Genomic DNA, 13,376 nt, shown 5'->3' with positions numbered 1-13,376 from the left:
TGCGCGGCCCGGTGGCAGGGCGTGACGGGAGGGGCCTGGCTCCCGGACGCCTGCCGGCGACCGGTCACAGTGGCGCGACCGCTCCGAATTCTCGTCGGATTCCCTCATCCGTCACCTGGTCCGGTCATGGTATGCAGGAGGTGGTAGCGGCATCGCCCCGCCCCTGGCAACGGGACCCGGCGACCAGGGCACATCCGCGACCCCGTCTGTCCTTTTAGGACTGCGAAACGGGAGCTATTACTTGGTATGTCGCGAGCTGGTCAAACAAAGCGTGCGTCAGGCGTCACCAGAAGTGATCCGTGAACACGATTTTTTGCCACTCTGGCCACGATCCGCTTCGCGCATTCGGGCTATCCCTGCTACGTGTCGCCCTGGTCAGGATGGTTGACCGACGTCGGCGGTGAACTGTGCCGGCGTTCGGCCGGTCCACCTCTTGAACGCCCGGCGGAACGAGGACGGGTCCTGAAAGCCAACCTGGTGGGCGACTTCGGCGACGGTGTGCGACCCGGCCGCCAGCAGTTCAGACGCTCGGTCTCGGCGTACCTCGGTCATGACCTGCACCAGCGTGGTGCCCTCGTCAGACAGGCGTCGATGCAGCGTCCGCGGACTCATCGCCAGCGCTGCGGCGATGGTGGTCTTGTCGGCCTGGCCGTCCGCGTCGAGGCCGAGGGTCAGCGCCCGCACCCTGTTGACCAGTCCAGTCGACGACGGCAGTCGGCGGACCATGGCAGTAGCCAGTTCGTCGGCGGTCCGCGCCAGTTCTGGCGACCCGGTCTGGAGCGGTTTCGTCATCACGTCGAGGTCGAAGTCGAGGCGGTAGTCATCGGACCCGTAGGTGACCGGGCAGCCGAAGAACTTGGTGAGCACGTCGTCGCGATGCTGGTCGTCTCGCATCAGGCTCACCCGCTTGGGCGCGAACGATCGGCCGCCGAGGTATCGGCCGCACAGCACGATCGACGCGACGAGGGCCTCCATCGCGGTTGTGTTCGGCGCGGGAATCGGGTCGGGGAACGAGTTTGTCCACGAGTACGTGTCACCGTCAGTGATCAGATCCATCTTGCCCGACGGAGCGAGCACCACCGCTTGGAACCGATTCAGTCGCTCGAACGCGTTGTGCAGGCTTGTGCTGGTCACCATGCCCATGCTTAGGCCAGCGAATGTGGATGGCCGCACCATGCGGGCGACCGAGAGGCCGAAGGTGGGGTCACCCGTCGCATCGACTGCGAGCTCCCACAGGATCGTGGTGGCCGACAGCGGGATCCGACGTCCGGGCTGCTCGAACACCGCGGGGTCGATACCGGCCTGCGCGGCCATCGTGGCGCCATCGAACCCGGCTTGGTCCAGGGCGCGCACCACGAGGGCGGTCCAGCTGGCCAGGACCGTCGGGTGCTCGGCGCCTGCGGCGACGATGGCGGGATCGGTTCGGATGTCAGGAGGCATGGACACGATGGGCGACCACATATTGGCTCGCATTGTAACCCTAGATGGCCGATCGTGCCCTTCCTTGTGCAGAGGCTATTGATCAAAGATTGGACGTGACATTCCAGGGTCGCAGGAATCCGAGAGTGCGGCGCGAGCCGAGCCCCCTGCCCTGATCAAGGAGGAGCAGATATGGACGTTCATGGACATCGCACCTGGCACCTGAATATTCGCCGGAATCGACGCGTGCGTCGGGTCGCAATCGCTCTCGCCATTGTCAGCATCGGCGTTCTAGGCGCCGTGCCGCAAGCGGCAGCGCAGACAATCGATGAGGCTCCGGCGGCCGCCAGCTGCTTGCCCAAGGTCGACGACTACACCGCCGACGGTCCGTTCGACTTCGTCACCGACGATGCGGACAATGCAAAGATGTGGATCCCCCAGGGTCTGCCCGCTGGCTGCCGGGTCCCCATCATTCACCTCGCCAACGGCACCGGGGCACGGTGCTCGATGTATGGGGAGACCCTCGAGCACTTCGCTTCCCACGGTTTCGTCGCCGCCTGTTACGACGACACCGACACCGGCCAGGGCACCCAGGCGATCGAGGCGATCCAGACCGTGATAGCCAAGTATCCAGACATCGTCGACACTCGATACGGCTTCACCGGCCACTCGCAGGGTGGCGGCGGAGCTATCCTCGGCGTCTACCGGGCGGAGCAGCAATGGGGCACTGCCGCCACGTACGCCGGCTTCGGCATCGAGCCGGCACATGGCTTCGGCGATTCGCCCAGCAATTGGGCGAGCCTCTACGCCGAGATCCAGTCCCCGGTCTCGATGTTCAACGGCTCACGCGATGGCCTAGTCAGCGAGGACTGGGTTCGCAGGGGGTACGACGCGCTGAGCGGCTCAGTGGAAAAGGCGTGGTACGAGGGCGTCGGCGCAGGGCACATGACCCCGATCCCGAACAGTTACGCCAGTGAGATGGGGCTCGCCTGGTTCCGCTGGCAACTGCTCAGTGACCCGGATGCCTGCCAGTACTTCAATGGCATGCCGGATTCGTCCACGTGGAACCTCCAGGAGACCGCCAATTTGAGCCCCTGCAGCTGATCCGGCCCTCATAAGTTCCGATCCGTCGTACCTGAGCAGCGAGATCCCTGCCCAACGAGCGGGGATCTCGCTGCGCACGGTCACCTCCCGACCTGGACGAGCACGAGCGGCTTCCGCTGTGGGATCACGCCTCCGGTGGTGACCAGCCGTACTTGCGGATCAGGTCCTCGTCGAGCAGTTGCATCTTCCCGCCGCCCAAGGACCAGTCCTCCCGCCCGGATTCCTGCAGCATGATCAGCACATCGTCCGGTCGCACGCCGGCTTCGGACAGGTTGGCCACGATCGTCTGGTAGAGCGCGAGCTTCATGTCCCGGGTCCGCCCGCGGGTGAGCGTGATCTCCACTACCACCGGATCGCGCCGATCACCGTCGAGGAAGTGGCGGTCTACGTGGAAGGCGGTGGCCGGTTGCGCGTCGACGATCTGGAACCGATCGCCTGGGGGAACGCCGATGGCGCTGACCAGCGCGCTGCGCACGCCTTCGGCAACGGCTGCGCGCATCGGTTCGGGACGGTCCGTACTCAACGTGATCCGGACGAACGGCATGGGGACCCCTTCGGTGGCTACTTCGCCGATTGTCGTGACGCCTTCAGTGTCAGGTAGCGGTGGGCCGGGCGGCTAGGCGATCACGGGACGAGTGTGAGTTTGCCGCCGGGGGGACGGGACTGGCTGAGCTTGGCGGCCTCGAAATTGGACTTTTGCCCGTCTTGCAGCCCGAGGCGATGAGTCCGGCCGGCTGTGCGGATCTAACTATGCGGACGACAGACAACGCATAGAGACGAGGAGCGCCGGTGGATCTTCCCGCCGTGGTGTCACGAGACGAGTGGTTGGCCGCCAGGACAGAGTTGTTGGCCGAGGAGAAGGCCTTGACGGGGCCTGGACCACCTGCTCAGCCCTACATCGACGACTTCAAGCTGCACGACACCTACACGCCCGCGGACCTCGCCGGTACGGCGACCGCTCACTAAGGAAGAAGGGGTTTCAGTGGCCACCAGCACTACACCGGTCGAGGTCGCCGTCTCGTTCGTCGAGGCGTTCGGCAGCGGCGACATGGACATCCTCGCCAGCTGCCTTGCCGACGACATCGTGTTCGAAAGCCCGAGGGTTCGGCTCGTCGGCAGCCAGGCGGTGCTCGCCGCGATGAGCGAGTTCGCCCAGTTCGTCCAGGGTGTCGACATCGTCGCCGCGCTTGGCGACCAGGAGAAGGCCGTGGTTGTCTACGACATGAAGACCGCGCCGTTCGGCACCATCCGCGCGGTGGATTACCTCGTCGTCCGCGACGGGAAGATCCTGTCCGACACCCTCGTCTTCGACACCTACGAGCTCCGCAAGACCGAGCTCGCAGGCAGCGAATGAGCCGGAGGAGCCGCCCGTGAGCACGATGACCGTCATCCGCTACCAGACCACACCCCACACCGCGGAGCAGAACCACCAGCTCATCGAGCAGGTCTTCACCCAACTGACCGCCCAGCGGCCGGACGGGCTGCGCTACGCCGCGCTGCGGCTCGACGACGGCGTCAGCTTCCTGCACCTGGTCAACTCCGACATCGAGCCCTCACCGCTGACCAGCCTCGACGCGTTCACCGCATTCCAACGCGGGCTCGGTGACCGGATCGCCATGTCGCCGACCCGGACTGCGGCCACGCTGATCGGCTCCTACCAGGTCCTGCGGTGACCATCCCCACCCGGACGCGGCCAGGCGGGCAAACTCCTCCCAGCGAGGAGTTCACCCGCCTGGCCGGGCCGTTCCGCACGGAGCTGCTTGCCCTGTGCTACCGCATGCTGGGCTCGGTCGACGACGCCGAGGACGCCGTCCAGGACACCTACCTGCGCGCGTGGCACGCCTACGACCGCTTCGACGGCCGGTCCTCCCTGCGGACCTGGCTCTACCGCATCGCCACCCGGGCGTGCCTGCGATCCATGGAACGCGCACAGCGGCGCCCCCTGCCCTCCGGGCTTGCCGGCCCCACCAGCAACCCGGCCGCGCCCGTCGACAGCGGAACCGACGTCCCCTGGCTACAGCCCTTCCCCACCGCGCTACTCGGCGACCCCGCCACGGTGGTGGAAGGCCGCGCCAGCATGCGGCTCGCCCTCATCGCCGCCCTCCAGCACCTGCCGCCCCGGCAACGCGTCGTGCTCATCCTCCGTGACGTGCTCGACTGGCGCGCCACCGAAGCCGCCGAACTGCTCGACACCACCACCGCGGCGGTCAACAGCCTGCTCCAGCGCGCCCGCGCGACCCTCGACCACGTCCAGCCCGACGAGTCCACTATCAGCACCCCCACCGACCCCGAGCTACACGTGCTGCTCGACCGGTACGCCACCGCGTTCACCACGGCCGACGTCGACGCACTGGTCACCATCCTCACCAACGACGCGACCTGGGAGATGCCCCCGTTCAACGCCTGGTACCGCGGCCGGCACACCATCGGGCGCTTCCTCCGCCCACGCCTGCCCCAACCCGGCCACTGCCGCATGATCGAAACCAGCGCCAACGGCCAGCCCGCGTTCGCCTGCTACCACGCTGACCAACACGGCGCGTTCATGCCGCACGCGCTGCACGTACTCACCGTCACCAGGACGCGAGTCATGCGGATCGTCGCGTTCATGGACCCGCACACCCTCGATCACGTCCTCCGCCCAGCCGGCATCGTGCCTCGCGGCTTGTAGATATCAGGTTCGCGGCTCGGAGTTGTTCGATGGTGTCGATTCCTTCGAGTTGTGTGGATAATTCGGGGGCGGTTCAGATCCTGCGGTCGAGTTTCACGTCGGAGGCCTGCTCGGCGGTCACCTCGGTGCAAAACGTCGTCCCGCCTGCCGGACAAGGCCTTGCCGACCAGTTCCTCGTTGATCAAAGCGATCGAGAGGGCTCGGTCGCGCGCGGACTACTGGTACGCCCAGCTCATTCCCATGCAGCCGAGTCCCGCATATTCGACTCCTTTACGTCAGCTGTGTCGATGCTGACGCTAGCAGTGCCAGGCCGAAGTAGTCCAGTGTTGAAGTAACTCGCGGAGCGCAGTATGCTTCAGCGCTGAAGTAACCTGTTAAAATGTGCCCATGATCGATTTCGACTGGCTCACCGAAGACGAGCAGCGTGTCTACAGCGCCTTCTCCACGATGAGTAGGGAGTTGTTCAATAATTTCGACTGCGATCTCAAACGCGAGGTCGGGATCCCGCGGACCTACTACGAGGTGCTGTTCGTGCTCGGCAGGGCACCGGACAACAAGATGCGGCTGACCGAACTGGCCCGTGGCACCAGGTCGGCGCCCAGCCGGATCACGCACGCCGTCGGAAAGCTGGCACAGGACGGCCTGGTGATCAGGCGGGCCAGTCCCACCGACGGTCGCGGTTGGACGGTCGAACTGTCCGACCGCGGGATCGACATGCTCAGGGCGGCCGCCAAGCGGCACGCGCTGAGCGTCCGGAGCTATCTGCTCGACATCCTGACCGAACGGCAGCGGGACGAACTCCGGCGGATCGGCGAGAAGGTCATCGACCGGATCGGCGAGGTCACCTCCGACAAGGAACTCGATCAGGGGCACACCGAGTAAGCCAGTAAGAGAGTGGAGCATGGTGGAAAGGTCCGACTCGAACCTCAGCACCGACGGGGGACGGTCACGCCCCACGGCGGAGGCGGAATCCGCGCCGCGTGGTACATCGCCGAAACTCGCCTTCCTCGGCGTGCTGATCGGCGTGTTCGTGATCGTGCTGGACACGACGATCGTGAACGTCGCCGTCCCGCACATCCAGCAGGATCTGAAGGGCACCCTGACCGAGGCGCAGTGGGTCGTCAACGGCTACAACCTCTTGTTCGCCGCGCTCCTGCTTTCCGCCGGGGCCGCGGCCGACCGGCTCGGCGGCCGGAAGGTGTACGCCATCGGTCTCGTCGTCTTCGCGCTTTCCTCCTTGCTCTGTGGTCTTGCCGGGTCGCTTCCCCTGTTGATCGCGGCGCGTGCGCTGCAAGGGATCGGCGGCGCAATGATGCTGCCGACGGCCCTTTCCCTCGCCGGTAGCCTTTTCCCGGAGCCCGCCGCTCGCGGTCGCGCGTTCGGTCAGTGGGCGGCAGTCGCCGGGGCGGCGACCGTGCTGGGGCCGCTCGTGGGCGGCCTGCTGGCGGACAGCCTGAGCTGGCGGGCGATCTTCTTCATCAACCTCCCCATCGCGGCCGTCGCGTTGTGGCTGCTCGTCCGCAACACCCCGGAGACGGCGACACACCGGCACCGGTTCGACATCGGTGGCCAGGTACTCGGCATCGTCATGCTGGCCGCCCTCGCGCTGGCGCTCACGGAAGCGGGACGGCGAGGGTGGAGTTCCCCGGTCGTCCTGGGCAGCCTGGTCGTCGGCGTGCTCTGCGTGGTGGGCACGGCGACGGTGGAACGACGCGTCGCCGCTCCGATGATCCCGCCGGCGCTGGTGCGGACACGCCAGTTCTCCGCGGCCTCGACGGTCGGCCTGATCCTCAGCGTCGGCATCTACGGGCAGATGTTCGTGCTGTCGCTGTACATGCAGGGACAACGTGGCTACAGCGCTTGGCTGACCGGGCTGGCCCTGCTGCCGTTCGCGGCGGTGACGGTGGCGGGCCCGCTGGTCGCCGGGAAGTTCATCGGCAGGAACAAGATCCGGGGAACGCTCCTGCTGGGACAGCTAGCCGGAGCGGCGGCGAGCATCGTGCTGGCGCTGAGCACCCAGCAGACCCCGTACTGGACCATCGCGATCGGACTGGTGCTGCTGGGCGTGTGCCAGTCGGCGTCGCAGCCTGGAGTGGCCGCCGCGGCACTGGTCGACGCACCGAAACAGCATCTGGGCATCGCTTCCGGCGTGATGACCTCGGCCCGCCAGGTCGGCTCCGTGCTGGGGGTCGCGCTGCTCGGTGGACTGGTGAGCCGCCAGGAGGGCTTCGAATCGGGCATGCACATCGCGTTGCTGATCGTGGCCGCGCTGTACGTCGTCGGAGGCGTGATCACCGCGACGCTCATCCACTCGCGACGGGAGCAGCTGCCCGCTTGACCCGGCGAGTCCGCCCGGCACCAAGGAGGTCACATGGCCAGCTCGCTTCGTGCCGGGTCGGGGTGGTTCTGTGCTCCAGCGCGGGAGCTGAATGCGAGCACGGAAACTGCGCCAGATCGGCCTGCTGTGACCAGCCGGTGGCGTGGTTCCGCGATGGGCGTGATCGGGCAGGTAACAGCCAGGCGTGACGAGGTGGCGGGTTCGCGGTGCGCGTCGCAGCACGTTTATGTGCGGATGTCAAATGTTGCCTTCATGATCACGCATCTGTTGTCATGTCCGGATGGTTGATCTCGTCTCTGAGTGATAACTTTCCCTGCCCAGGGCAGGCCGTACTCCGTCACCTCGGGAGGTGTCCCGGTCCGCGACCTCGGTTCATTCTCGGGCTTCTGTCGGGTGGTCCTGAATCTGGTTCGGGTTGTGCTCGGGGATCGGTCGGTGACGGCGGGTGTCCACGATGGAGGCGCGGCGGTGGGAGGTGATGTGGGGAACGAGGTCGATGTGCTGCCGGTATGGGCTGGGGAGCCGGCTGAGGTGACCAGCTATGTGGGCCGGACCGTGGAGACCACGGAGGCTCGCCGTCTGTTGGGGATCGCGTCGCTGGTCACGTTGACCGGTCCTGGTGGGGTCGGTAAGACCAGGCTGGCCGGGCGGGTGGCCGCGGCCTGCCGGGCGGCGTTTTCCGGCGAGGTCGTGTTCGTGTCGTTGGCGGAGGTGCGTGAGCCCGCGCTGCTGGTGCCCACGGTGGCCAACGTGCTCGGCTTGGGCGATCGGTCGGCAGGGCCGGCCGTCGAAGTGGTCGTGGAGGCGCTGCGGTCGCGCAAGCTGCTGCTGGTGCTGGACAACTGCGAGCACCTGGTGGACACGTGTGCCTGGTTCGCCGACACGATCGCGCGGACGTGCCCGGAGGTGAGGGTGCTCGCCACCAGCCGGCAGTCGCTCGGTGTGGCGGGTGAGCGGATCCTGCCGGTGCCGCCGCTGTCGGTGCCCGAGCCCGGGGAATCCCTGGAAGGTGCGCAGGGCTATGACGCGGTGCGGTTGTTCGTGGACCGGGCGACGGCCGTGGTGCCGTCGTTCCGGCTCACCGGCGGCGACACCGAGCACCTGATCCGGCTTTGCCGCAGGCTCGACGGGCTGCCACTGGCCATCGAACTGGCCGCCGTCCGGTCGCGGGTGCTCTCGGTGCGCCAGCTGGCCGACCGGCTCGACCGCCAGTTCACGGTGCTGTCCGGGGGCCGCCGCGGCAGGCCGGAGCGGCACGAGACGATGCGGGCGCTGATCGACTGGAGCCACGAGCTGTGCACCGGGCGCGAACGGCTGCTGTGGGCACGTGCGTCGGTGTTCTCCGGTAGTTTCGACCTCGACGCCGCCGAACACGTGTGCTCCGGCGAGGACCTGCCGGTCGAGGGGGTGCTGGAGGCGGTCGACGGGCTGCTGGACAAGTCGATCCTGCTCCGCGAGGACCACGCCGGCAGCGTGCGCTACCGGATGCTGGAATCGGTGCGCGAGTTCGGCGCCGAGCAGCTGCACGGCTCCGGTGAGCTGCCGGCCGTGCGGTCGCGGCACCGGGACTGGGTCGCCGAGCTGGCCGCCCGCTACGCCTCCGAGTGGCTGGTGACCGACCAGCTCGGGTGGATCGGGCGGCTGCGCCAAGAGCACGCCAACCTCCGCGCCGCGCTGGACTACTGCGCCACCACCCCGGGCGACGCGGTCGTCGGCTTGCGGATCCTGTGCGATGTCAAGGAGTTCTGGATCGTGCGCGGGTTGAACACCGAAGGCCGCCTGTGGCTGTCCACTGTGGACGCGGCCGCGCCACCCGGGGTGCCGGAGCGGGCGCACGCGCGGTGGCTGGCCGCGTTCCTCGCCCTGGTCCAGGGCGATCAGCCCGCTTACCAGTCCGCTGTGGACAGTGCCGCCGCTGAGGCGGAGGCATGCGATGACGACCACGCCCGCGCCTACGTGCACCACGTGCGCGCCTACGCGGCGTTGATCGGCAACGACATGCCCGAGGCGGCACGGCTGTTCGGCATCGCCATCGACATGTTCCGCACCCACGGTGACGAGAGCGGCCGGCTGTGGTCGAGCTACAACTACGGCCTTGCCGTCGCGCTGGCCGGCGACATGGACCACGGCCGCGCTGTGCTCACCGAATGCGTCAACACCTGCGCGCAGCGAGGTGAAGTGTTCTGGCGCGGGTGGGCCCTGTGGTCCCGTGGCGCCGCCGAATACCTCGACGGCGACCTCGCCGTTGCCCGGGAATACTGCGAGGACGTGCTGCGCCTGCACAGCCAGGTCGACGACCGCGTGGTCATCGGGTTCACCCTCACCGTGCTGGCCGGATGCGCCGCACGCACCGGCCAGCCCAACCGGGCCGCGATCCTGCAAGGCGCCGCGATGAGCGTCTGGCAAACCCTGGGCGCCTGGCCGACCCGATATCAAGCCTTCATCGAACCGCTGCAAGCCGACACCGACACGGTTACCGGAGCGCTGGGCTGGGACGTCGCCGCGAAAGAGTTCGCCGCCGGTGTCGCGATGCCCCTCGACGAGGCCATCACCTACGCGCTCGGCGAGCCGCCGGGCCCCGCGCAGGCGCCGTCTGCCGAGGTGCTCACCCCACGCGAAACCGAGATCGCGCGGCTGGTCGCCGAGGGCCTGACCAACCAGGAGATCGCCGACCGGCTCGTCATCGCTCGCCGCACCGCGGAGACCCACGTCGCCCATATTCTCACCAAGCTCGGGCGCACCAACCGCGCACAGATCGCCGTCTGGATGACAAAGGGCTGAAGGCCGTCCAGGCGCAAACCTCGCGGACACCGTCTCCGGAAATCGCGAACCTGTACAGCATTGTTCTCGTTGACTGGTCGCAGCACCAGCCACACCAACCACAACACCAGGTACGAGACGTCCCTCAGCCCGCAGTCTGCGCCGAATGCGAGAGGTGGAACGCGTTCTTGTTCTTGGGTAGAGTTCCGCCATGGACATTGGGATCGCGTTGCCGACGATGTGCCGTGGCTACGACCGCGCAGCTACCGTGGACTGGTGTCGGCTGGCCGAGCAGGGCCCGTTCGCCAGCATTTCCTGCGGCGAGCGGATGACCTTCCATAACCCGGATATGTGGATCACGATGGCCGCCGCCGCGGCGCTCACCGAACGGCTGCGGATCTTCATCAATCTGTCCGTGCTGCCCGCGCATCCGACGGCGCTGGTGGCCAAGCAGGTCGCCACGATGGACGTGCTGTCCGGCGGCCGGGTCACCCTCGGTGTCGGGGTCGGTGGCCGGGAGCACGACTACCGCTCGCTTCAAGCATCCTTCGACCGCAGGCACGCGCGGCTGGACGAGGGGGTGGCCGGTTTGCGGTCGCTGTGGGCAGGCAAGCCACCTTTCGCCGAGGCCGACCCGATCGGCCCCGCGTGCGTGCAGCCTGGCGGACCGCCGATTCTGGCGGGCGCGCTCGGTCCCAAGGCGATGGCCCGTGCGGCGAAGTGGGCCGACGGGGTTGTGAGCTTCAGCGTGGCCGGCAATCCTGCCGAGATGGCCGCTGCGGCGCAGGCCGCCCGACAAGCCTGGAGCGCGGCCGACCGCGAGCCGCCGCGTCTGCTCAGCGGCTGTTTCTACTTGCTGGGCGAGCCCGAGCCGGGGCCACGGCTGCGTGAGTTCACCGCCGAGTACCTGGCCATCTTCGGGTCCGGTACCCGGCCGTTCGCCGAGGCGATGCCGACCTTCACCACCGATGCGGTGAACCGGGCGCTGGACGGCGCCGAGGAGGCCGGGCTGGACGAGTTCATCCTGGTCCCCGCGGGGACCAGCCTCGCTGTGCTGGAATCGACGATCGAGTTGATCAACGCACGCGGGTAGCACCCGGAATGGTGCTCTGACACAGCGCCGGCGCGTTCTGCTGCCGGTAGACCTGCACCGTCTTCATGATCGCCCGGCACTGCGGCTTTCGCAGGTCGGGCGTTATTTTTCGGCAAGGCAAACATTGGCCAAGGCAGGTCACCTGGCTGGGTGGTTAGGTGAATAGGTGAAATCGATGCCGGCGAAGCAGTACCTGCAGCGCAGGTACTGCTGACTTCGAGCCGGCGGCAAGCCGATGGCAAGCCAATAGCAAGCAGGGTGGGCGATGGTACTGGGCGTATGCCCGAGCCGATCCTGGAGGTGTGCCGTGGCGGCGATGTTGCGGCTGACCGTGCCGTGGGTTGCCCGGGCAATATCGGGGGACTACGGAGAGATTTTTAGGTACGGAACCTGAACTCTACAGAAGGTCGACTCCAGACATGCCAAAGCTGTGCAAGCCGTCGGTGAGTGTGCCGGAATTTGTCATCACGATGGAAGAGACCCTGGAATTCGCTGAAAGACTACATGCTGGAAAGCCGCAGCTTCCCTTGGCGCTTCGCTTGATTCGGAACACGGGGGTGCGGAAGCGGCATCTGGTGGTGAGCCCCGGAGTTTCCGGACAGTGATTTAGAGATGAATCCATGCTACTTGGATCTGCAATGTCTTGTCGTGCGTGCTCCAGAGTTGGGTACTCGGTGCGGTGGACCCGCTCGTTCTTCAGTGCGGCGAAGAACGACTCCGCCATCGCGTTGTTGTAGCAGATCCCGGTCAGGCCGACCGATTGTTTGATCTTGAGTGACTTCAAGGTCTCTGCGAAGTCCGCTGAGGTGTAATTGCTGCCGCGGTCGGAGTGGAATATCGCGTCATCAGACAGTGTCTGTGTTCGTGCCGCCATGGCGATCGCAGCGGAAATGAGTGGGGTTTTGTAGTTATCGTCCATGGCCCAGCCGACAACAGCCTTGGTGTGGCAGTCAATGACGGTCGCGAGATAGAGTCACCCTTCCCAAGTTGGGACGTAGGTGATGTCACCGACCATTTTCGTTCCTGGCGCGTCGGCGGTGAAATCCCTGTCGACGAGGTCAGGGATGGGGCCGGCGGCGCCAGCTTCGGTGAGGCTGAAGCGCCACGGCTGTGGCTGACAGGCAACCAGGTCCAGCTCACGCATCACCGACCGGACCAGCTCCGGCCCGGCCAGGACGCCCCATCGCCGGAGCTGGGCATGCACACACCGATAGCCGTAGGTCTCATCCGACTCGTCGAACGCTTTCCGGACAAGAACCTTCAGTTTCCCGCGTCGCTCGGCTGTGGCCGACTCCGGCCGGGACCTCCATTCGTAGAAACCAGATGTGGGCACTTCGAGATGGGTACACATGAACAGAACAGGATAGGCGTACTTCTTCTCGTCGACCTTGTGTGACTCGATGAACTCGTACTTATCGGTCACTGTTGATTCTGAGCAAAGTACGCCGCACATTTTTTAGGAACTCGTTCTCCATCTTGAGCTCCCGAGCCTGCCGCTTCAACTCTTCAAGCTGTGCCCGTTCGTCGAGATCAAGCTCCACAGCCGGCTCATCTTCTGAATGGACCTGCCGATACTTGCTGACCAAATTCCTCAGGGTCTGCTCACCGACCCCAAGCTCTCGTGCAACCTGAGCCGCCGGGCGCGATGTCTCGACCACCATCTTTGCGGCCTGCTCCCGATACTCAGGAGAGAACCTTCTCCGTTTCGATGACACCAGCAACCTCGCTTCCCGAAGTGAATCTTAGTTGATCCACTGTCCGGAAGCTTCGGGGCGGCTCACGGCTTCGAGATAGTGGGCACGGTGCCTGAGGGCTTCCGGCACCCGACGAAAGGCTACGTCGGGCTGCACATCATGCATCGCGCTCTCTGAGCGTGCGCTCGTTCGGGCAGTGCGCGCTGCCCGAACGGGCTCCCGTTCGTGACTGCCGCGCGAACTCACCGGGTGCGGACACTTCCGGCATGGGGCGCCGTGGGCAATCGGGGTCCCGGCGCA

Annotated in this window: 12 protein-coding genes, 1 pseudogene and 1 riboswitch; of the genes and pseudogenes, 8 read left to right on the top strand and 5 right to left on the bottom strand. The window is 66.5% G+C overall.

The annotated features are described in order from the left end of the window. Positions 1 to 9 precede the first annotated feature (9 nt). Positions 10 to 128: riboswitch (cobalamin riboswitch) on the bottom strand. Positions 129 to 375: 247 nt separating this feature from the next. Beyond that, entirely contained in the window at positions 376 to 1,440 is a 1,065-nt protein-coding gene (locus tag AMYNI_RS0109815) for an AraC family transcriptional regulator (protein WP_169515729.1), read from the bottom strand. A gap of 171 nt (positions 1,441 to 1,611) precedes the next feature. Between AMYNI_RS0109815 and AMYNI_RS0109810 the strand changes: the two genes are divergently transcribed. Beyond that, positions 1,612 to 2,523, top strand: coding sequence for an alpha/beta hydrolase (locus AMYNI_RS0109810; RefSeq protein ID WP_157357315.1), 912 nt, complete (start codon positions 1,612 to 1,614; stop codon positions 2,521 to 2,523). Between the two features lie 124 nt (positions 2,524 to 2,647). Here AMYNI_RS0109810 and AMYNI_RS0109805 read toward each other — a convergent pair whose 3' ends face one another. Further along, positions 2,648 to 3,067 (bottom strand): tautomerase family protein, encoded by a 420-nt coding sequence (locus tag AMYNI_RS0109805; RefSeq protein WP_020667830.1) that lies wholly within the window; start codon positions 3,065 to 3,067, stop codon positions 2,648 to 2,650. A gap of 438 nt (positions 3,068 to 3,505) precedes the next feature. Here AMYNI_RS0109805 and AMYNI_RS0109795 point away from each other — a divergent pair, with 438 nt between their 5' ends. The 7 genes from AMYNI_RS0109795 to AMYNI_RS0109765 all read left to right on the top strand — a co-directional run bounded on the left by AMYNI_RS0109795 (position 3,506) and on the right by AMYNI_RS0109765 (position 11,382). Further along, a complete protein-coding gene (locus tag AMYNI_RS0109795) occupies positions 3,506 to 3,877 on the top strand; it encodes a nuclear transport factor 2 family protein (protein WP_020667828.1) in 372 nt (123 codons plus the stop codon). A 25-nt stretch (positions 3,878 to 3,902) separates the two neighbouring features. Continuing rightward, complete coding sequence (locus AMYNI_RS0109790; protein ID WP_020667827.1) at positions 3,903 to 4,196, top strand: hypothetical protein; 294 nt, start codon at positions 3,903 to 3,905, stop codon at positions 4,194 to 4,196. After that, positions 4,193 to 5,191, top strand: coding sequence for a sigma-70 family RNA polymerase sigma factor (locus tag AMYNI_RS0109785; protein WP_245573907.1), 999 nt, complete (start codon positions 4,193 to 4,195; stop codon positions 5,189 to 5,191). The genes AMYNI_RS0109790 and AMYNI_RS0109785 overlap by 4 nt, the downstream gene beginning before the upstream one ends. A 387-nt stretch (positions 5,192 to 5,578) precedes the next feature. Then, positions 5,579 to 6,073, top strand: a complete 495-nt coding sequence (locus AMYNI_RS44275; RefSeq protein ID WP_020667825.1) for a MarR family winged helix-turn-helix transcriptional regulator — start codon at positions 5,579 to 5,581, stop codon at positions 6,071 to 6,073. Positions 6,074 to 6,092: 19 nt separating this feature from the next. Next, the gene (locus tag AMYNI_RS0109775) at positions 6,093 to 7,529 is read left to right on the top strand and encodes an MFS transporter (RefSeq protein ID WP_020667824.1); all 1,437 of its coding nucleotides are present in this window, start codon (positions 6,093 to 6,095) and stop codon (positions 7,527 to 7,529) included. A gap of 480 nt (positions 7,530 to 8,009) precedes the next feature. Beyond that, positions 8,010 to 10,310: an ATP-binding protein gene (locus AMYNI_RS0109770; protein WP_020667823.1), complete on the top strand. Its 2,301-nt coding sequence runs from the start codon at positions 8,010 to 8,012 to the stop codon at positions 10,308 to 10,310. A gap of 190 nt (positions 10,311 to 10,500) precedes the next feature. After that, positions 10,501 to 11,382 carry an LLM class flavin-dependent oxidoreductase gene (locus AMYNI_RS0109765; protein WP_020667822.1) on the top strand — a complete coding sequence of 294 codons (882 nt, stop codon included), beginning with the start codon at positions 10,501 to 10,503 and terminating at the stop codon, positions 11,380 to 11,382. A 397-nt stretch (positions 11,383 to 11,779) separates the two neighbouring features. Here the strand turns inward: AMYNI_RS0109765 and AMYNI_RS50505 are convergent. The 3 genes and pseudogenes from AMYNI_RS50505 to AMYNI_RS48060 form a co-directional block, all read right to left on the bottom strand. Further along, positions 11,780 to 12,343: pseudogene (locus tag AMYNI_RS50505) on the bottom strand (DDE-type integrase/transposase/recombinase); the annotation flags it as partial. A 12-nt stretch (positions 12,344 to 12,355) separates the two neighbouring features. After that, positions 12,356 to 12,805, bottom strand: a complete 450-nt coding sequence (locus AMYNI_RS47160) for an IS3 family transposase (protein ID WP_051116294.1) — start codon at positions 12,803 to 12,805, stop codon at positions 12,356 to 12,358. Further along, positions 12,795 to 13,097 (bottom strand): transposase, encoded by a 303-nt coding sequence (locus AMYNI_RS48060; protein WP_169515727.1) that lies wholly within the window; start codon positions 13,095 to 13,097, stop codon positions 12,795 to 12,797. The genes AMYNI_RS47160 and AMYNI_RS48060 overlap by 11 nt, the downstream gene beginning before the upstream one ends. Between the last annotated feature and the right edge of the window lie 279 nt (positions 13,098 to 13,376).

Source organism: Amycolatopsis nigrescens CSC17Ta-90, from assembly GCF_000384315.1.
Classification (GTDB): domain Bacteria; phylum Actinomycetota; class Actinomycetes; order Mycobacteriales; family Pseudonocardiaceae; genus Amycolatopsis; species Amycolatopsis nigrescens.
The sequence above is the reverse complement of the archived record's forward strand: the minus strand, read 5'-3'. Positions and strand labels throughout refer to the sequence as shown.

Bases quoted from the DNA above. Each gene is read 5' to 3' on its own strand.
- AMYNI_RS0109805 (WP_020667830.1), bottom strand. From the start codon at position 3,067: ATGCCGTTCGTCCGGATCACGTTGAGTACGGACCGTCCCGAACCGATG.
- AMYNI_RS0109810 (WP_157357315.1), top strand. From the start codon at position 1,612: ATGGACGTTCATGGACATCGCACCTGGCACCTGAATATTCGCCGGAAT.
- AMYNI_RS44275 (WP_020667825.1), top strand. From the start codon at position 5,579: ATGATCGATTTCGACTGGCTCACCGAAGACGAGCAGCGTGTCTACAGC.
- AMYNI_RS0109775 (WP_020667824.1), top strand. From the start codon at position 6,093: ATGGTGGAAAGGTCCGACTCGAACCTCAGCACCGACGGGGGACGGTCA.
- AMYNI_RS0109790 (WP_020667827.1), top strand. From the start codon at position 3,903: ATGACCGTCATCCGCTACCAGACCACACCCCACACCGCGGAGCAGAAC.
- AMYNI_RS0109765 (WP_020667822.1), top strand. From the start codon at position 10,501: ATGGACATTGGGATCGCGTTGCCGACGATGTGCCGTGGCTACGACCGC.
- AMYNI_RS0109815 (WP_169515729.1), bottom strand. From the start codon at position 1,440: ATGCCTCCTGACATCCGAACCGATCCCGCCATCGTCGCCGCAGGCGCC.